General features: G+C 39.2%; 18 protein-coding genes and 1 pseudogene. 11 read left to right on the forward strand and 8 right to left on the reverse strand.

From position 1 onward, the window contains the following. The first annotated feature begins 129 nt into the window (after nt 1–129). Nucleotides 130–1,074 carry a thioredoxin-disulfide reductase gene (trxB, locus tag GUU89_RS09285; RefSeq protein ID WP_162127648.1) on the forward strand — a complete coding sequence of 315 codons (945 nt, stop codon included), beginning with the start codon at nt 130–132 and terminating at the stop codon, nt 1,072–1,074. 58 nt (nt 1,075–1,132) lie between these two features. Here the strand turns inward: trxB and GUU89_RS09290 are convergent, their stop codons facing one another. The 7 genes and pseudogenes from GUU89_RS09290 to GUU89_RS09315 form a co-directional block, all read right to left on the reverse strand. Next, entirely contained in the window at nt 1,133–1,972 is an 840-nt protein-coding gene (locus GUU89_RS09290) for a GIN domain-containing protein (RefSeq protein ID WP_162127649.1), read from the reverse strand. A gap of 107 nt (nt 1,973–2,079) precedes the next feature. Next, entirely contained in the window at nt 2,080–2,820 is a 741-nt protein-coding gene (locus tag GUU89_RS09295; RefSeq protein ID WP_162127650.1) for a head GIN domain-containing protein, read from the reverse strand. A 2-nt stretch (nt 2,821–2,822) separates the two neighbouring features. Further along, nucleotides 2,823–4,223 carry a PspC domain-containing protein gene (locus GUU89_RS09300; RefSeq protein ID WP_317163880.1) on the reverse strand — a complete coding sequence of 467 codons (1,401 nt, stop codon included), beginning with the start codon at nt 4,221–4,223 and terminating at the stop codon, nt 2,823–2,825. Further along, the gene (locus GUU89_RS15340; RefSeq protein ID WP_317163881.1) at nt 4,196–4,537 is read right to left on the reverse strand and encodes a hypothetical protein; all 342 of its coding nucleotides are present in this window, start codon (nt 4,535–4,537) and stop codon (nt 4,196–4,198) included. The genes GUU89_RS09300 and GUU89_RS15340 overlap by 28 nt, the downstream gene beginning before the upstream one ends. A 5-nt stretch (nt 4,538–4,542) precedes the next feature. Continuing rightward, nucleotides 4,543–4,872 carry a PadR family transcriptional regulator gene (locus GUU89_RS09305; protein ID WP_121314380.1) on the reverse strand — a complete coding sequence of 110 codons (330 nt, stop codon included), beginning with the start codon at nt 4,870–4,872 and terminating at the stop codon, nt 4,543–4,545. A gap of 61 nt (nt 4,873–4,933) precedes the next feature. After that, entirely contained in the window at nt 4,934–5,284 is a 351-nt protein-coding gene (locus GUU89_RS09310; RefSeq protein ID WP_162127651.1) for a hypothetical protein, read from the reverse strand. Nucleotides 5,285–5,331: 47 nt separating this feature from the next. Continuing rightward, nucleotides 5,332–5,757: pseudogene (locus GUU89_RS09315) on the reverse strand (DUF4870 domain-containing protein); the annotation flags it as partial. A gap of 225 nt (nt 5,758–5,982) precedes the next feature. Here GUU89_RS09315 and GUU89_RS09320 point away from each other — a divergent pair. The 10 genes from GUU89_RS09320 to GUU89_RS09365 all read left to right on the forward strand — a co-directional run bounded on the left by GUU89_RS09320 (nt 5,983) and on the right by GUU89_RS09365 (nt 17,158). After that, nucleotides 5,983–6,438 (forward strand): DUF4442 domain-containing protein, encoded by a 456-nt coding sequence (locus GUU89_RS09320; protein WP_162127653.1) that lies wholly within the window; start codon nt 5,983–5,985, stop codon nt 6,436–6,438. A gap of 71 nt (nt 6,439–6,509) precedes the next feature. Beyond that, nucleotides 6,510–7,418, forward strand: a complete 909-nt coding sequence (locus GUU89_RS09325; RefSeq protein ID WP_317163883.1) for a TIGR01777 family oxidoreductase — start codon at nt 6,510–6,512, stop codon at nt 7,416–7,418. A 256-nt stretch (nt 7,419–7,674) separates the two neighbouring features. Next, nucleotides 7,675–8,244: a nucleotide exchange factor GrpE gene (locus GUU89_RS09330; protein ID WP_162127654.1), complete on the forward strand. Its 570-nt coding sequence runs from the start codon at nt 7,675–7,677 to the stop codon at nt 8,242–8,244. Nucleotides 8,245–8,251: 7 nt separating this feature from the next. Further along, nucleotides 8,252–9,376, forward strand: a complete 1,125-nt coding sequence (dnaJ, locus tag GUU89_RS09335) for a molecular chaperone DnaJ (RefSeq protein WP_162127655.1) — start codon at nt 8,252–8,254, stop codon at nt 9,374–9,376. 160 nt (nt 9,377–9,536) lie between these two features. Further along, nucleotides 9,537–10,457: an ABC transporter ATP-binding protein gene (locus GUU89_RS09340; RefSeq protein WP_162127656.1), complete on the forward strand. Its 921-nt coding sequence runs from the start codon at nt 9,537–9,539 to the stop codon at nt 10,455–10,457. Between the two features lie 76 nt (nt 10,458–10,533). Further along, nucleotides 10,534–11,838, forward strand: coding sequence for an ABC transporter permease (locus GUU89_RS09345; protein WP_162127657.1), 1,305 nt, complete (start codon nt 10,534–10,536; stop codon nt 11,836–11,838). A gap of 124 nt (nt 11,839–11,962) precedes the next feature. Beyond that, nucleotides 11,963–13,066: a sensor histidine kinase gene (locus tag GUU89_RS09350; protein ID WP_162127658.1), complete on the forward strand. Its 1,104-nt coding sequence runs from the start codon at nt 11,963–11,965 to the stop codon at nt 13,064–13,066. Then, nucleotides 13,059–13,745 (forward strand): response regulator, encoded by a 687-nt coding sequence (locus GUU89_RS09355; RefSeq protein ID WP_162127659.1) that lies wholly within the window; start codon nt 13,059–13,061, stop codon nt 13,743–13,745. Before GUU89_RS09350 ends, GUU89_RS09355 begins: the two co-directional genes overlap by 8 nt. Before the next feature lie 121 nt (nt 13,746–13,866). Next, nucleotides 13,867–15,801, forward strand: coding sequence for a KUP/HAK/KT family potassium transporter (locus tag GUU89_RS09360; RefSeq protein WP_162127660.1), 1,935 nt, complete (start codon nt 13,867–13,869; stop codon nt 15,799–15,801). 1 nt (nt 15,802) lies between these two features. Next, entirely contained in the window at nt 15,803–17,158 is a 1,356-nt protein-coding gene (locus tag GUU89_RS09365) for an outer membrane beta-barrel protein (protein ID WP_162127661.1), read from the forward strand. Here the strand turns inward: GUU89_RS09365 and GUU89_RS09370 are convergent. Beyond that, a complete protein-coding gene (locus tag GUU89_RS09370; RefSeq protein ID WP_162127662.1) occupies nt 17,155–18,582 on the reverse strand; it encodes an L-serine ammonia-lyase in 1,428 nt (475 codons plus the stop codon). The genes GUU89_RS09365 and GUU89_RS09370 overlap by 4 nt on opposite strands.

Here is an 18,582-nt window from a genome sequence, read left to right on the forward strand (position 1 = left end):
AAATATAGTGCTATTATTTATTTATCAAAGCATAATATAAAATTATTTTTTCATAGCTTTTTATGATTTAGCGGCATAATTTTTTTCATTTTAATGAGTTACATTTGCACCCAAATTAAACATCAAATTATGTCAAGCACTATAGAAAAAATTAAATGCCTTATTATAGGTTCAGGACCTGCGGGTTATACGGCTGCAATTTACGCTGCCAGAGCCAATATGAATCCGGTTTTATACCAAGGAACACAACCGGGTGGACAATTAACCACCACTAACGAAGTAGAAAATTTTCCGGGTTATCCTGATGGGGTTACCGGACCTGAAATGATGGTACAACTGCAAGAGCAAGCCAAACGTTTCGGAACTGATATACGTGATGGTTGGGCCACTAAAGTAGATTTTTCAGGACCTGTACATAAGGTTTGGATTAACGATACGATTGAATTGCATGCGGATACTGTAATTATTTCTACGGGAGCTTCGGCTAAATATTTAGGCTTAGCTTCAGAACAACATTATTTGCAAACCGGCGGTGGCGTTTCTGCTTGTGCGGTTTGTGACGGTTTCTTTTACAGAAATCAAGAAGTAGTGATAGTAGGAGCAGGCGATTCGGCTTGTGAGGAAGCGCATTATTTATCTAAACTTTGTAAAAAAGTAACGATGTTGGTAAGAAGCGAAAAATTCAGAGCCTCTAAAATCATGGAAGACCGTGTTCGCAAAACAGAAAACATTACCATACTTATGAACCACGATACGGTTGAGGTTATTGGTGACGGACAAGTGGTAAACGAAGTAAAAGCATTGAACAAAACTACTGGTGAGGAGATTACGATTCCGGCCACGGGGTTCTTTGTAGCTATTGGTCACAAACCTAATACGGATATTTTTGCGGATTATATTACTTTGGATGAAACCGGTTATATTATCAATGTTCCGGGAAGTTCTAAAACCAATGTTGCCGGAGTTTTTGTTGCCGGAGATGCAGCTGATCACGTTTATCGTCAGGCTATTACGGCTGCGGGAACGGGTTGTATGGCTGCTTTGGATGCCGAAAGATATTTGGCCGCTTTATAATAAAGAGTCTGTTTTCAGTATAAAAAAATCCCGTCTGAGTCAGGCGGGATTTTTTGTTTTATTTGGTGGTTGGTTTTTTGTGTAATTCGGCACTGTCGGCGAAGCGTTTTACTTCCATTTTTACCGGTTCGCCATACAATTCGATTTCGCTGTTACCTGATGCATCAAACGTAGCAATATTGCTTACGGTAATACTGCCTTTGGCATAACCGGCGGTTTCAAGCAAACCGTTTTTGGCGGTTAGTTTTTTCCCGGTGAAATCGGTGTTGTTGTCTAAGCGTAGTTTTAAATCAATGACATCGCCTTCTACTTCGGCTGAGGATTTTTGATACATGTCGAATCGCATTTCGCCTGAGGAAATTAAGGCTTTTACATAAGCACTTTTGCTAATGTCTATTGCGGTTTTATCGGACTTTAAATTCAGTTCTATTTTTGATTTGTCGTTGGCCATCAATGTGAAATTCTTGGTTTTGGCGTTCAGAAAAAGCTTGGCGTAATCATAACTTTTGAAAGTGATGTTGTCTAAAACTACATCGGAAAGAGCTGTTACGTTGGTTTCATCTTTGGCAATAACCATATTGAATTTGTCGGTATAGGTTACACGAACGCTCAACTTTTTATAACTTGATAAATCTTTTGAAGTAGATATTCTGAGGTTGTTACCTGCAATTTTATATTCAACCAACGGAATCAAATTATCATCGGCTTCAATTTCTAAAGCACATTCGTTCCCTTTTACTAAAAAGACTTCCAGGTTGTCTTCTACTTCCAGGCTTTGAAAGTCACTGACTTCTTTTTGTTCTAGCTTTACGATTTTGGATCCTTTTACCTTTTCTTTTTTTTGACCAAAAGAAGCCATAGTAAGGAAAATAAAACTCAGCAGGATAATTTTTTTCATGGATGTCGGCACAGTTAGTTTTTACTTCGCACAATTTGACCTATTGGTCTCGAGTGTCAAAAATAGAAAAAAAAACATCCCAATGAAAATTGAGATGTTTTATTAACTTATTCTTTCGAAACACTTCCGCCTGAATTTTCTTCTTTGGAAATCGTTTTGGGGTTCGTATCATAATCTATCGAGCTTCCGCTGGAGGCATGAGCTTTCAAACTCACAATCGGATGGACATTGGTGTCACTGCCACTGGTGGATTCGGCAATGACATCATTTACCAATAATCCTTTGGCGTCAATAGTACTGCCACTGGAGGAGGCGGTTTTTAATGTTAATGCTTTTCCTTTGATTTCCTGTGAGCTTCCGCTGGTTGATTCACATTTGATGTTATCATACTCTAAGGCCAGTTCGGCTTCACTGCCACTGCTGGTTTTTACCAAAATATCGGTTCCTGTAAATACTTTGTTGGTTGATACAGAAGCACCACTGGTAACTTCAACTCCGGTTAAGCTGGGCATTTTTACATGGACATTTTTAGCAGTAGCTACATCAATATTGTCATCAGAGGTAATGACTAAGGTGCCGTTTTCTACTCTAACTGAAATGTGATTTTGTAAATTGTCATCGGCTTCAACTTCAACAAAATAAGTGTCGGCTTGTTCCAAGGTTACATTTAAGCCGCGGCTTATATCCACTTTAGAAAAATTATTTTCAACGTTGCGGGTTTGTTTGGTAACATTGCCATTGCCATCGATACCGTTATTCCAATCAATTTTAGTGTGGCATGAGGCAAAAAGGATGGTGGCTAAAGCAGCTGCTATTAGCTTGGTACCTAGTGTGATGATTTTTACCATGATTAATTGGTTTTAATGATTACTCCGTTTTTATCTACTGTAAGGCTTGTTTTTTTGCCTGACTTTGTTTCGCTAACAACTTTTCCGTTGATTTTTACTGTTGTAACATCAGTTGAATCATTTTTACTGCTGATGTTAATTTCTTCTCCTTCTACATCCTGAAATTCATTTTCATCGGGTGGACAGGTCAAACATTTTACCTGATTGCTGTCAACTTTGTACAAATAGTCGTCGGAGCTGTAGTGTAAGTTGAAGAACTCATCGTTGGTACGATCGTATTGCTGTAAACTTTTATCCATTTTGAATAAGGTTCCTTTTGGTAAGTATAAAAACAATTCTACGTGCTGGTTTCTGTATTTGCTGGCCATTTCGGTCAATAAATAATTGTCTAATATCAATTCGTTTCCAACCATTTTGAAACCGTATTTGATTTTTTCGGCTCTGATATTGGCTTCGTTGAATGATTTGCCTTCCGCCAGTTTTTCAATTTGTAAATAAGGCAACAATTTATCCGTAGCTTTCAATTCGAAACGAATATCGTTAGAATAAATTACCTCATGTTTGGTTGAATCTTGAGTGAATAAGAAATCTTCGTTTTCATAAATGCTTTTTGAGAAGAAGTCGTTGTTTACAAATTTGATGTGTAATGTATCCGTTGGTTTCAATTGTAAGGTTTCTTTCTGAACCACTTTACCGTCATAAGCTCTTTCTGTTGATTGTTTGATACCAATGAAAATTAAAGCTCCGACAGCAAAAATCCAAATAGCTAATAAGCTGTAACGGGCTATGTTTCCTATTGATTTCATATTGGTTACCAATAATTTCAATCCTAATAAAAGGAAGAAGAAAAATGGGATTCCAATAGCTAAGAAAGTAAGAATGCCAAACAACCAAAGAGGAATATCAGTATAGTTTACAGCATCAATATAACGTTGCCAAGGCGTATCGATAAACGAAGTAGTTCCGAAAGTGAACAACCCGATAAACAATCCGGCTAAGGTTACAGAAGAGAAAACCAAGATGATAGCGCCCAATACTTTGGCAAAAATTCCAAATATTTTTGTGATTACATCTCCGATTCCGTTAGCTACTCTTTCGGCACCACTTTTTACCTGTCCGTAATCAGCATTTTTGAATTTGTTAGAAACACTGTCAAATTCTTCTCTGACCTTTTTTTCGATATTGGAAATGGTTACCGGTTCGCCTGTCATTTCTAGTTTTTCAGAAGTAGTAACCGCTTTTGGTGTAGCAATCCAGAAAATGAAATAGGCAATTAGTCCTGAACCTCCCACGAAGGTGAAAAATAAGAATATAATTTTAATCCAAACGGCATCAATTCCTAAGTAGTGACTTAAACCTGTAGCAACACCACCAATTAAACCACGGTCTTTATCGCGGTACAATTTTTTCTTTTTGGGTAATAAGTTTCAGCGGGCGTGTCGGCTCCGTCATCATCAATTCGGTAATCTTCGGGTTGTCCCATGATTACGATTACTTCATCAACATCTTTGTTATTGATAACGTGCTTGTCGCTTTTTTGCTTTTCAGTCAACAATTCAGCCACGCGCATTTCAATGTCTTTCATGATTTCGTCCTTACCGGAAGAATTGGAAAGCGAGCGTTTTATAGCCTCGAAATATCGAGTTAGTTTTTGGTATGCATCTTCATCTATGTGAAAAAATAAACCACCTATATTAATATTTACTGTTTTGTTCATGATTCTTATTTTTGATTGGTTATGATGTTCACAGCGTCTGACAGTTCTGTCCAAGTGCCGTTCAATTCAGTTAAAAATGTTTTTCCTAATTCGGTCAAACCATAATATTTTCGTGGTGGTCCCGAGGTTGATTCTTCCCAACGGTAGTTGAGTAATCCGTCGTTTTTAAGTCTTGTCAGCAGCGGATAAACAGTTCCCTCTACTACAAGCAATTTGGCGTTTTTTAAAGTGTCTAATATTTCAGAGGTGTAGGCATCTTTTTCTTTTAGGACAGACAAGATACAAAATTCTAAAACACCTTTACGCATTTGGGCTTTTGTGTTTTCAATATTCATAATGCATGATTTAATTTTTTTCGATTACTGCTTCGTTTTTTGATTGATGATTATTGATGGTTTAATTTTCGGAAAAATGAACTTTCAAATTCGAATGTTCGCTTCCGTTTAACAATACGGTATACTTTTCGTTTTCTGCCATGGTAAAAGCCAATCTGTTTTCGCCTTGTTTGTGATATACTTTTGCATAAACCACTTCGTTTTGTTGGTTAGTTACCAAAACCTTGATTTTGTCGTCTAACTTCAGATTGAATTTTAAATTAACGTCCACTTCTTCGTTGGCCACAATTTCGAATTGATTACTTTCATTTTGTGTTACCGAATTTTTGATTTCAATGGCATTTTTGTCTTGTGCCAAAAGTTTAGTTGTCATAGCAACTAACATTGCTGTAATTAAGATTAATTGTTTCATTTTGATTTGATTTTAATGATTGATGATTATTTTTTGTTTTTTATTGATTACTTAAAAAACGGTATGCTTAATGGGTAGTTGTACTTTTCGCCGTTTGATGATTTGACTGCGGCATAAATGATTAAAATGAATTCGATTACCTTTAGGAACAAGAACATCATTACGGCCATCAAGCCCAAAATGGTAAGCCCCGTGATATTACCGGCAGTCAGATTTTCGATTAAAAAATCGTCGTTGCCAATAATTTTGTCAAACGGAATGTTCTTAAAAATGGCATATATAAAAATGGGTATGGCAATTAAACACAATATCATAGAGTATAAAAAGATACTCAGTTGAAAATTAAGAACCTGTTTTCCGCTATAATCCACAAATTCAGATTCGTTTTTCTTTGAACTCCAAATCACAATCGGGAAAATATAATTCCCAAATGGAAACACATATTGTGACAAGGCGCTCAAGTGGAGGAAGGTAGCAGTTTTTTTTCGTTAGTTGGTGTCATGATTTTAATTCGTTTTGATTGATGATTGAAACTTTTTTAGAATACTATAGATAGACTATTAATTTCTTATACAAAGATAAGGTTAAAAAAAGGTATTATGCAATGCAAAGTACTTAAATTTAACAAAATATTAACAATTGATAAAAAGGAATTTACTGCTCTTTTTTTAGTACTTTTATAGCAAAATCAATGCTTTATGAAACTTTCGCCTTCAAGATTGAATACTTTTTTATTTTTTAAATTACCTTCCGCTTTTTGGTGTGGTGTTAGGGTTAAATCGGTTTCTGAGCATGAATGTGTGGCTACCGTTAAGCATCGTTGGTTTAATCAAAATCCGTTTAACTCTATGTATTTCGCGGTGCAGGCTATGGCGGCTGAATTGACTACCGGGGCTTTGGTAATGATACAAATCAAGAAATCCGGAAAGAAAATCTCCATGTTGGTGGCCAATAATAATGGAAACTTCACCAAAAAAGCCACAGGAAGAATAACATTCACTTGCCGTGATGGTCATCTAATAGAAGATGCTATTCAAAAAACTATAGCCACCGGAGAAGGACAAACCATATGGATGCAATCCATCGGTACAAATGAAATGGGGGAACAAGTTTCTGAATTAAACTTCGAATGGAGCATCAAACTTAAGCCGTAGACAAACGTTAAACCCTTTATAATTGTGATTGTTTTAATAGCTTTTGATAGTAACTTTGGGTAAAATTATTAATGATGAAAATTCTAATTACAGGTGCAACAGGTTTAATAGGAAAAGAATTAACTCAACTGTTATTAGCAAATAATCACACCGTTCACTATTTAACGACTTCAAAAACTAAGATTGAAGAGCAATCTAATTACATAGGTTTTTACTGGAATCCACAAGAAGGAAAGATAGATGAAAATTGCCTTTATGGCGTAGATGTAATTGTTCATTTGGCCGGAGCTAATATTGCCAATCGCTGGACCAATGCATATAAACAGGAAATTATAGAAAGCCGAACACTTTCGGGGGAGTTGTTGTTTAATTTGGTTAAAAAGTATCCCAATCAAGTAAAACAAATCATTTCTGCTTCAGGTACTGCCATTTATCCTGAAAGTCTTTCCACTATATATGATGAAACCACCACTGAAACCGAAGATAGTTTCCTTTCTCATGTAGTCAAAAAATGGGAGGAAGCTGCAGACCGATTTCAAGTGCTGGGATTAAAAGTCTGCAAATTAAGAACCGGAATTGTACTCTCTAATAAAGGTGGTGCATTGCCCGAAATGGTCAAACCTATTAAGTTTGGTTTTGGTGCCGGAATGGGTTCAGGAAAACAAATGCAATCCTGGATTCACATTACAGATTTAGTTTCCCTATATTATTTGGCAATCGAAAAGCAATTAGAAGGCGTTTATAATGCAGTAACACCCAATCCTATCAGCAATCAACAATTAACCAAAGTCATTGCTAAGACACTCAAGAAACCTTTGTTCTTGCCAAATATCCCGAAATTTATCATGCAATTGATTTTAGGAGAAATGAGTTATCTTCTTTTTTCCGGCAAAAATCTTAGCGCTGAAAAAGTAATAAAGACCGGCTTCCGGTTTCAATTCCCAAAAATAGAGCAGGCTATAGCTGATTTATACGCATAAAAAAAGTGCTGTTTATATAACAGCACTTTTTTTTACTATAAAGATTGTTGAATTAATAATTATTACAGCGTAAACTAACCTTGATATTCAACAAACTTAATCAAAACAAAAACGTAATAGTCTTAAAATTATATTAAAGTTTGGTTAAGGTAATGGTTTGATTCAACATTCGGCTACCTCTTTCCACAAACAAAAAACTGTGACAATTTGACATTTTTAAAGAATTGGCAGTACTTTTGCAATCCAAAGCGAGAAAATGAAAATCAAAAATATTTTTAAAAATAAAACCGAAATGAAAACGGAAAACACGGATAAAGACCCAATTGAGAACGAAACAGAAAACGTGATTAATGAAGTGGAAACTGCTGAAGAACTTAGTGTTGAAGCACAATTGCAGGAAGAAATAGCCAAAGAAAAGGATAAGTTTTTGCGTCTTTTTGCTGAGTTTGAAAATTTCAAGAAAAGAACTGCTAAAGAGCGTATTGATTTATTCAAAACTGCCAATCAGGAAGTATTACAAGCCATGTTGCCTGTTTTAGATGATTTTGACAGAGCTATGGCACAAATTGCTAAATCAGAAGACGAAGTGCTATTGAAAGGCGTGGAATTAATTCACGAAAAACTAAAAAGCACTTTAGTTTCTAAAGGTTTGGAGCAGGTAGATATCAAAACCGGCGATGATTTCAACGCTGATTTTGCTGAGGCTATCACTCAAATTCCGGCTCCAACCGATGATTTGAAAGGAAAAATTGTAGATGTAGTAGAAAAAGGATATAAATTGGGCGACAAAATTATTCGTTTCCCAAAAGTGGTAATCGGTCAATAAGCATACTATGAGCAAAAAAGATTTTTACGAAATATTAGGGGTTTCCAAAAGTGCCTCAGCTGAAGAAATCAAAAAGGCCTATCGAAAGAAAGCCATTGAGTTCCATCCCGATAAAAACCCCGGAAACAAAGAAGCCGAAGAAAACTTCAAAACCGCGGCTGAAGCTTACGAAGTATTAAGCGACCCGGATAAGAAAGCCAAATACGATCAGTACGGTCATGCTGCCTTTGACGGAGCAGGAGGGTTTGGCGGAGGACACCACATGAACATGGATGATATTTTCAGTCAGTTTGGTGATATTTTCGGTGGCGCTTTTGGCGGAGGAGGATTCGGTGGATTCGGCGGTAGTTCAGGAGGACAGCGTCGTGTGAAAGGAAGCAATCTTCGTATCAAAGTTAAAATGACTTTGGAAGAAATTGCCAATGGCGTTGAGAAAAAAGTAAAAGTAAAACGCAAGGTACAAGCACCGGGCGTAAAATATAAAACTTGTTCTACTTGTAACGGACAAGGGCAGGTATTGCGTGTAACCAATACTATTTTGGGCCGAATGCAATCAGCAACAACTTGTCACGTTTGTGGCGGTACCGGACAAACTATCGAAAGTAAACCGAACAATGCTGATGCACACGGTATGATTTTGGAAGACGAAACTGTTTCTATCAAAATTCCGGCAGGCGTAGTAGACGGTATGCAATTAAAAGTTTCCGGAAAAGGGAATGACGCTCCAGGCAATGGCATTCCGGGTGATTTAATTGTGGTTATCGAAGAACTGGAACACGAATTCTTAAAACGAGAAGGGGAAAATCTTCATTATGATTTGTACATCAGTTTTCCTGAAGCCGCTCTCGGTGTTTCCAAAGAAATTGAAGCCGTTAACGGAAAGGTGCGAATCAAACTCGAAGAAGGTATTCAATCCGGTAAAATATTGAGACTGAAAGGCAAAGGAATTCCAAGCCTCAACAGCTACGGAAATGGCGATTTATTAGTCCATGTAAATGTTTGGACACCTAAAAACCTAAGCAAAGAACAAAGACAGTTTTTTGAGAAAGCACAAACCGATGAAAACTTCATCCCAAAACCTGAAAAAAGCGACAAATCTTTTTTTGAAAAAGTAAAAGATATGTTTTCATAATATAAAAAATAGTTTTATATTTGGGTATTACTTGGAAACAAGTAATTTCTTTTTCATAGCAATTTTTCCCATCCTTGTGTTACAATAAGGGTGGGTTTTTTGTTTTCTTTAACATTCTTTTTAGTGCAAATCCCTATTTTTACACAAACAAAAAACAGGTATGAGCAACATCCTCGAAGTAAACCAAGTCGTAAAGCAATACGGTGATTATACCGCGCTTAACGAAGTTTCTTTAACCGTTCCCAAAGGCAGTATCTACGGACTGCTTGGTCCCAATGGCGCCGGTAAAACTTCCCTTATCCGAATCATCAACCAAATTACGATGCCCGATAGTGGCGAAGTTATTTTAGATGGCGAAAAACTAAAGCCGGAAGACGTCAGCGTAATTGGCTATATGCCCGAAGAACGCGGTTTGTACAAAACCATGAAAGTGGGCGAGCAGTGCTTGTATTTGGCACAGTTAAAAGGCCTGTCAAAAGCTGAAGCCAAAAAGGAATTAGACTATTGGTTTGAACGTTTGGAAATTCAAGGTTGGTGGAACAAGAAGATACAAGAGCTCTCTAAAGGGATGGCGCAAAAAATTCAGTTCGTAGTGACCGTGTTGCACAAACCCAAATTGCTGATTCTTGACGAACCCTTCTCAGGTTTTGATCCGGTGAATGCCAATTTGATCAAAGACGAAATCATCGAATTGAACCGAAAAGGAACTTCGGTAATCTTTTCAACACACCGTATGGAAAGTGTCGAAGAAATGTGTGACCACATCGCCTTAATCCACAAATCAAACAAACTCATTGAAGGCAAACTGACCGATGTCAAAAAGCAATACCGAACCAACGATTATGAAGTAGGGATTTTGACCAATAACGTTGAAGGTTTGATGTACGACCTATCGCAAAAGTTTACGCTGTCACAAACCGATTTCAAATCGTTGAACGACGAGCTCAAACTGCAAATCAATCTTGGAAATGCTACTCCAAATGAATTACTGAATACGTTGGTGCAACGAGGACAGGTAACGCATTTTGTAGAGAAAATTCCAAGTGTAAATGATATCTTCATTCAAACGGTAAGCAACTAATAAAGTAAGGCATTTGGATGTTGAGAAGCAGGATTTATAATTCCTGATTCCCAAATCCTTAATCACAAATAATAAAATGAGCAAACTACTACTTATCATCAAAAGAGAATTTATTGCCAAAGTGCGCAACAAATCTTTTATAGTCATGACTTTCTTAAGCCCTTTACTGTTTGTGGGTATCGGTGTTTTTGTAGGCTATCTGAGTTCTATGAAAGCCGATTTAAAAACCATAGCGATCCACGATGAAACGGGCCGCTTTGCCAAAGAATTTAAAAGCGATGACGAATACAAATACGTTGACCTTTCTTTGGTAGATACCAAAATATTGAAAGACAGCATTGTTTCCGAAAGCTATGAAGGTCTTTTGCTAATCCCGAAAGCAGCCGATAATACTACACTGCAAAAAAGTATTCAATACATTTCCAATGACAGTCCGGGCGTTAGTTTTATTGAAGATTTAGAAGAGGTTATTGCCAAAAAAATCACCGCCGAGAACTTTCAAAATGCCCATTTAGATACACTGGCTATCAACCATGCTAAAGCAGATGTTTCTATCAATTTAGCCAAAGCCACCGGAGAGGAAGCACTCAAAGGACTAAACGAAATCAAAATCATCATAGGAGGAGCTTTTGGCTATCTTATCATGATGTTCATTATTCTGTATGGTAATATGGTAATGCGAAGCGTCATCGAAGAAAAAACGTCCCGCATTATTGAAGTAATCATCTCCTCGGTAAAGCCATTCCAACTGATGATGGGTAAAATTATCGGAACTTCCCTTGCCGGTATTTTACAGTTCCTTATATGGGCTTTATTGGGTTTAACAGCCATGTTTGTAGTGTCGAGTATGCTCGGCGTGCACATGGGAGCTACGGCCGGAGTTCAGCAACAAGCTGTTGAGGCAGCACAACACGCCTCAGGAAGCCAGATTCAAATGTATATCAAAGAATTGTGGAACTTGCCTATAGCCACTATTTTAATATCTTTTATCATTTATTTCATTGGAGGTTACTTTCTCTACAGTTCGTTCTATGCCTCAATTGGCGCAGCGGTAGACAACGAAACCGATTCACAACAATTCCTGTTACCTATTATCATGCCTTTGATTTTAGGGGTTTACATAGGTTTCTTTACGGTAATCAACGATCCTCACGGAACGATTGCTACCGTCTTTTCTATGATTCCGCTGACATCGCCAATTGTAATGATGATGCGTATACCGTTTGGCGTGCCGCTTTGGCAAATCATTGTGTCTATGGTATTGCTTTTCGGAACCTTCCTAGGCGTAGTATGGTTTGCTGCCAAAATTTACCGTGTAGGAATACTAATGTACGGCAAAAAACCAAGTTGGAAAGAACTCATCAAGTGGCTTAAATACTAGTTTGAATGGTATAAAGATTTTGTAAAGTATAATCTTTATAAAATCTTTATACTTTCTACCGCTTCCCTTATATTCTACTTATAATGAATGCCGTAACTTTGTCCCATAATCAGAAGCAAAGAAAATGGTAGCCATAAAAAACCAAGCCAATCAATACCTTATCAGTATACTTTCAGTAGCTACGGTTTCCTTATTGGGATTGGCGGTAAGAGAGGTGATAGATTACAAAATCATTGGCTATTTACTGCTGTTCTTGGTGTCTATCCTCGCCATTTTTTTAGAGATAAAACCGGTCTTGCTGGCCGCTATCTTGAGCGCATTAGCTTTAGATTTTCTCTTCATAAAACCTTATTACACCTTACACATCGATAATGCCCAAGATGCTTTATTGCTCTTATTGTTCTTTATCATTGCTTTGATTAATGCCGTGTTGACCTATAAAATCAAACGCATGCAAAAAGCCATTCACATGAAAGAGGCCCGGGTAAATACCATGAAATTATACAATACGCTGCTGGATTCTTTATCCCACGAATTACGCACACCCATAGCCACTATCATAGGGTCTATTGATACGCTGCAGCAAAAGAATGTGAATTTGTCTGCTGACAGCAAAGACAATTTATTCAATGAAATCGAAAAGGCCTCGATGAAACTGAATTACCAAGTAGAGAACTTACTTAATATGTCTCGCTTAGAGTCTGGCTATATTTTGCCTAAATCAGATTGGTGCGATGTAAAAGAGTTGGCCTATAATGCCTGCAATCGCTTAACCGAAGAATTGAAAGATCACAAATGGAGTATCACTGCCGATGACAATTTGCCTTTGTTCAAACTCGATTATGGTTTGATGGAGCAAATTCTGTACAACCTCATTTACAACGCTTCACAATACACTCCCAAAGGCGCCAGAATTCAAATTGAAATCAAATACGATGTTGATACAGATTATGAAGCCCACATGAACGTTATCAAAAAATGCATCATCACCATTGCGGATGACGGTTACGGTTTTCCCGAAGCGGAAATTGACAGGGCGTTCGACAAATTCTATCGCTTGCAAAGTTCCAAAACCGGAGGAACAGGATTGGGTCTTTCTATCGTAAAAGGATTCGTTGAAGCGCAAAACGGAACCATACGATTGAGCAATGCTGAAGAAGGTGGGGCGGTCTTCGAAATGACTTTTGCCGTTGATTGTTTAGCTACTAATTCAGTTGAAAATGAGTAACGGTTTTTCCATATTAGTCATTGACGACGAAAGTCAAATCAGAAAGCTTCTAGAAATTACTTTGGAAGCCAATGGATACAAACTGCTCTTTGCGGTCAATGCCAAGGAAGGCATCACCATGGCAGCCAGTCACCAACCCGATTTGATTTTACTCGATTTAGGTTTACCCGATGAAGACGGACAAGTGGTCTTAAAACAATTGCGCGATTGGTTTAAAAACCCGATTATCATCCTCTCCGTCAAAAGCACCGAAGAAGAAATCGTCAAAGCCTTAGACAGCGGAGCCAATGATTATCTGACCAAACCTTTCCGAACTCAGGAGCTTTTAGCCCGAATCAGAACGGCTTTGCGCGGCAATTTTAATCAAAGTCAGGAACCGGTAATTACGTTTGGTGCCATTACGGTAGATTTCGTTTCCCGAGTTATCAAGGTTAAAGAAGAAGTGTTGAAACTCACCGCCACCGAATACAACTTGTTTACGTTGTTGCTGAAAAACGACGGTCGGGTGTTGACTCATCAATACATACTGAAAGAAATCTGGGGTAATGCTTATGCCGAGCAAACCCAATACTTACGGGTTTTTGTAGCCCAGCTTCGCAAAAAAATGGAAGAAGATCCCAATCGGCCGAAATACATCCTAACCGAATCGGGTGTGGGCTATCGCTTCAACTCCGGCTAAAAACCAATAACATTTCGTTTAAAAATCACTTTGTGGATTCTCCTGTAGAACCCCGCATGGTCCCTCGCATGCCTAAAAATCTAACAATCCAAAAGTCTAATAATCTAATAATCTCAAAAAAATGAATCTTTCAACTCCTCAAAAAGTCACTGCAGTAACACTACTTGTCGCCCTAGGCATCATCTATGGCGATATCGGTACCAGTCCGTTATATGTTATGAAAGCCATCATTGGCACCCGACAAATTTCGGAACTTCTGGTCTATGGCGGTATCTCTTGTGTCTTTTGGACACTGACTTTCCAAACCACCTTTAAATACATTTTCCTCACACTCTCGGCTGATAATCATGGCGAAGGGGGTGTCTTTTCGTTGTATGCACTGGTCAAACGTTTCGGCAAAGGGAAATTAGTCATCCCAACCATATTGGGAGCCACAACATTATTGGCCGATGGTATCATCACTCCACCAATATCGGTAGCCTCAGCGGTAGAAGGACTGGAAGTCATCATACCCAATATTCCAACCATTCCTATCGTGATTGCTATACTGTCGGGCTTATTTATTTTTCAGCGCTTCGGAACGCAAAAGGTAGGTTTCATCTTTGGGCCGGCCATGGTCATTTGGTTTACCATGTTGTTCGTATTGGGCTTTGCTCAAATCCTTCACCACCCTAACATCTTAAAAGCATTGAATCCTGTTTATGCCTACGAATTATTGGTTACTTACCCCAAAGGGTTTTGGTTACTCGGAGCCGTATTCCTTTGTACCACCGGTGCCGAAGCTTTGTATTCTGATTTGGGGCATTGCGGTAAAAAGAACATTCGCATCACTTGGGTTTTCGTCAAAATTTGTTTGATCGTAAACTATTTAGGACAAGCGGCTTGGCTGATGAATCAAGGGAACCCTTTGTTAGGCGACCGCAATCCGTTTTACAGCATTATGCCGCATTGGTTTTTACTTATCGGGATTGTTATTGCCACTTTGGCTACCATTATTGCCTCTCAAGCCTTGATTAGCGGTTCGTTTACTTTGATTAACGAAGCCATCTCCCTGAACTTTTGGCCCAGAGTGACGCTGAAAAACCCAACCAACTTAAAAGGACAAATCTACATTCCGTCTGTGAATACGATACTTTGGATTGGGTGTATCATGATGATTTTGTACTTCAAAACATCCACCCACATGGAAGCGGCCTATGGCTTTTCGATTACCATTGCCATGATGATGACCACGTTGCTGCTGATGTATTATTTGGTTTTTATCAAAAAGATAAATAAAGGCTGGGTAACAATAATCCTAATCGTTTTCTCTATTATCGAAGTGTCTTTTTTTATTGCCAATGTCTCTAAAATCAAAGAACGATGGATGTTCTTATTTTTCGAGTTGTTCATCTTTATGGTCATGTATGTTTGGTACTATTCCCGAAAAATCAACAATCGTTTCTTGCGATTTACCAACCTGATGGAACAAACGCAAAGCTTAGCCACCCTGAGCGAAGACGACGCTATTCCGAAATATGCCACGCATTTGATTTATCTATCCAAAGCCGACAAAACCTATGAAATAGAGGAAAAGATTATCAAATCCATCTTTGCCAAACAACCCAAAAGAGCCGACGTGTACTGGTTCTTCCACATCAACAGAACCAACGAGCCGTTTACGCTCAATTACGAGGTAGTGGAATTGTTAGACGACAAAGTCATCAAGATAATCCTCAACATCGGTTTCCGTGTGCAGCCTAAAGTCGAGCTGTATTTCAAGAAAATTGTACAGGATTTGGTTAACCAAAAAGAACTCAATCTCCACATCCGCCCTGATGGCTCTACCAAATACAACGCTGAGCCCGACTATAAATTTGTCATCATTGAGAAATACATTTCCGTAGAAAATCAATTTGCTTTCAAAGAAGGCTGGATGATGACCACCTATTTCTGGCTCAAAAAACTGTCGCTTTCTGATGAAAAAGCCTTTGGCTTAGATAAAAGCGATGTACAAATAGAAGAATATCCTATGGTGTATTCTCCCGTAACCAATTTAGAATTAAACCGAAAATAAGATGAAACACTTCCTGATTACAATAGCTCTGGTATCAGCTTTTAGCGGCTTTGCTCAACAAGATACCATCACAACAAAGATTCCGTTTGACGGCATGGACATGACTTGGCAAAATGGTTCCGACCGCAGAACATCGCCACCCGTATTGGCCACCAAGTATTTTACCGGGAGTGTCATGCTCGATATCAATTATACGCATTCGTTTAATAACCCGATAGATAATACCGTAGTAGGGTCTACGGCTCTCGCTCGAAATAATGAATTTCAGGTTTCTAGTGCCAATTTAGGAGGAGACTTTAACTATGAAAACGCCCGTGGCCGAATCATGATGCAGTTCGGGACCCGTTCTACAGTGGTGCCGCGTAACGATTACAGTGTGTACAGAGGCCAATACCAGCTGGATAATGTCTACCGCTATTTGTCTGAAGCCTACGCCGGATACCATTTTGATAAGTGGTACGGTATCAATGTTGATGCCGGGATGTTCATGTCTTATATCGGTTTGAATTCCTATTATCAGGTGGAGAATTGGGAATACCAAGCGTCGTTTACTTCGGATAATACCCCTTGGTTTTTCAACGGATTGCGGGTACAAGTCTTTCCGACTAAACATCTGAAAATAGAAGGCTGGCTGATTAACGGTTGGCAAAGCTACGGCAAGTTCAACAGCATGCCCGGCTTGGGAGGTAATGTTACGTGGTGTCCGAACGAAGCCGTAAAAGTATTGACCAATGATTACTACGGAACCGATGCGGCGGGTTTAAAAAACCGAATCCGTTTTCATTCGGATAATAGTTTGTTAGTGAGGTATTACAACCAACCTAAAGCCAAAGGCATCAGCAGAGCGGCTTTCTCTAGTACCTTTGATATAGGTTTTGAAAGTGGGGATGGCGTTGGCGGGTTCAACGGCAATTCCGAAACACCGTCGCAGTACTTCTTGAGTGGTATGGTGTACAACCGTATTTGGTTTAATCAAAATAAGATGGCGTGGACGCTGGGCGGTGGCTATATGACCAATCCCGGTCGCTATTTGGTATTGTATCCAACAGGTGATGCGAGTCCGTTGCCCAATCCGAATGACCCGACGCAAACCGCAGGAACCCATCCGTTCTCTGCCAATCCCGGCGATGAATTCAAAGGTTGGGACTGTTCAACCAATTTCGATTTTATGCCCAATCAAAGCATTACCTTTCGTTTGGAATTCGTGCACCGTGAAGCCAGCGTGCCTTATTTTGCCGGAAGCGGCGGCGTTACTTCACCAACAGGCTATACCACAACACCCTTACCCGGTGACTGGCAACCCGATTTAGTGAAAATGGAAAACAGAATTATCTTTGCCGTATTATTCAGAATCTAACAATCGGCCATATTAACAGCTACAGCGAGACCTCCTTCGGAGGTTTCCTTGTATTTAGAGTTCATGTCTTTGGCGGTTTGCCACATGGTATCAATCACTTTATCTAAAGGAACTTTGGCGTTTTTAGCATCGGTTTCCATAGCGAGTTCAGCCGCGTTGATGGCTTTGATAGCCCCCATGGTATTGCGCTCTATACACGGAATTTGAACCAGTCCGCCTATAGGGTCGCAAGTCAGCCCCAAGTGGTGTTCCATGGCAATTTCGGCCGCCATTAAAACCTGGTCCGGTGTACCGCCCATGACTTCACACAAAGCTCCGGCAGCCATAGCTGAGGAAACGCCAATTTCGGCTTGACAACCACCCATAGCAGCGGATATAGTCGACCCTTTCTTGAAGATACTGCCTATTTCGCCGGCTACCATCAGGAATTGTTTGATTTGTTTTTCGTCGGCTTCGTGGTTTTCAATCACCATATAATACATCAACACAGCCGGGATAACTCCGGCACTGCCATTGGTAGGCGCGGTTACTACTCGGCCCAAAGCGGCATTCACTTCATTCACGGCAAGGGCAAAACAACTAACCCATTTCAGGATTTGGCGAAACTTTACTTCGGTTTTTCTGATGCATTGCAGCCATTCTTGAGGCGAATTATAATTCGATAATCCAATCAAATTTTGATGCATGTCAAAAGCACGACGACGTACGTTTAGTCCGCCCGGTAGGATGCCTTCGGAGTGACAACCTATATACATGCACTCCAACATGGTGTTCCAAATGCGCAATAGTTCGCTGTGCACTTCGGCTTCAGGACGCATCGAGATTTCATTGGCATAAACAATCTCGGAAATCGATTTGTTTTCTTTAATGGTGTACTCCAAAAGCTCCGCAGCATTTTGAATAGGGAACGGAAAGGCACACTTGATAGCCAGTTTCTTTTTAGCATTGACGCGTTCTTCTTTCACCACAAATCCGCCACCAATAGAGTAGAAGGTCGACGAATAGCTGCTGCCATCCAACAAGGTAGCCGTAAAGGTTAGCCCGTTGGCATGAAAAGGCAGGAAGTTTTTATTGAAAACAATGTCGGTTTTCGCATCAAAAGCAATCAGCAACTGATCGGCTAAATTGATTTGGTGCGTCGTTTTTATAGTAGTGATAATCTTGTCTATGTTTTGTACCGGAATATACTCAGGGTCCTGACCGCTTAAGCCAAGCATTACGGCATAATCAGTAGCGTGGCCTTTACCGGTTAAGGAGAGCGAACCGTATAAATCAACCTTAATCTTAGTGGTTTTGTCTAAGGTGTTTTCTTCTTTCAGTTCATTCAAAAAGCGTTCTGCGGCACGCCAAGGCCCCAAAGTGTGCGAGCTGGACGGTCCAACCCCAATTTTAAGCATATCAAAAACGGAAATGCATTCTTCCAT

Origin of the sequence: Flavobacterium phycosphaerae (genome assembly GCF_010119235.1) — a bacterium.
GTDB lineage: Bacteria > Bacteroidota > Bacteroidia > Flavobacteriales > Flavobacteriaceae > Flavobacterium > Flavobacterium phycosphaerae.

Bases quoted from the DNA above. Each gene is read 5' to 3' on its own strand.
- trxB (WP_162127648.1), top strand. From the start codon at position 130: ATGTCAAGCACTATAGAAAAAATTAAATGCCTTATTATAGGTTCAGGA.
- GUU89_RS09290 (WP_162127649.1), bottom strand. From the start codon at position 1,972: ATGAAAAAAATTATCCTGCTGAGTTTTATTTTCCTTACTATGGCTTCT.
- GUU89_RS09295 (WP_162127650.1), bottom strand. From the start codon at position 2,820: ATGGTAAAAATCATCACACTAGGTACCAAGCTAATAGCAGCTGCTTTA.
- GUU89_RS15340 (WP_317163881.1), bottom strand. From the start codon at position 4,537: ATGAACAAAACAGTAAATATTAATATAGGTGGTTTATTTTTTCACATA.
- GUU89_RS09305 (WP_121314380.1), bottom strand. From the start codon at position 4,872: ATGAATATTGAAAACACAAAAGCCCAAATGCGTAAAGGTGTTTTAGAA.
- GUU89_RS09310 (WP_162127651.1), bottom strand. From the start codon at position 5,284: ATGAAACAATTAATCTTAATTACAGCAATGTTAGTTGCTATGACAACT.
- GUU89_RS09320 (WP_162127653.1), top strand. From the start codon at position 5,983: ATGAAACTTTCGCCTTCAAGATTGAATACTTTTTTATTTTTTAAATTA.
- GUU89_RS09325 (WP_317163883.1), top strand. From the start codon at position 6,510: ATGATGAAAATTCTAATTACAGGTGCAACAGGTTTAATAGGAAAAGAA.
- GUU89_RS09330 (WP_162127654.1), top strand. From the start codon at position 7,675: ATGAAAATCAAAAATATTTTTAAAAATAAAACCGAAATGAAAACGGAA.
- dnaJ (WP_162127655.1), top strand. From the start codon at position 8,252: ATGAGCAAAAAAGATTTTTACGAAATATTAGGGGTTTCCAAAAGTGCC.
- GUU89_RS09340 (WP_162127656.1), top strand. From the start codon at position 9,537: ATGAGCAACATCCTCGAAGTAAACCAAGTCGTAAAGCAATACGGTGAT.
- GUU89_RS09345 (WP_162127657.1), top strand. From the start codon at position 10,534: ATGAGCAAACTACTACTTATCATCAAAAGAGAATTTATTGCCAAAGTG.
- GUU89_RS09350 (WP_162127658.1), top strand. From the start codon at position 11,963: ATGGTAGCCATAAAAAACCAAGCCAATCAATACCTTATCAGTATACTT.
- GUU89_RS09355 (WP_162127659.1), top strand. From the start codon at position 13,059: ATGAGTAACGGTTTTTCCATATTAGTCATTGACGACGAAAGTCAAATC.
- GUU89_RS09360 (WP_162127660.1), top strand. From the start codon at position 13,867: ATGAATCTTTCAACTCCTCAAAAAGTCACTGCAGTAACACTACTTGTC.
- GUU89_RS09365 (WP_162127661.1), top strand. From the start codon at position 15,803: ATGAAACACTTCCTGATTACAATAGCTCTGGTATCAGCTTTTAGCGGC.
- GUU89_RS09370 (WP_162127662.1), bottom strand. From the start codon at position 18,582: ATGGAAGAATGCATTTCCGTTTTTGATATGCTTAAAATTGGGGTTGGA.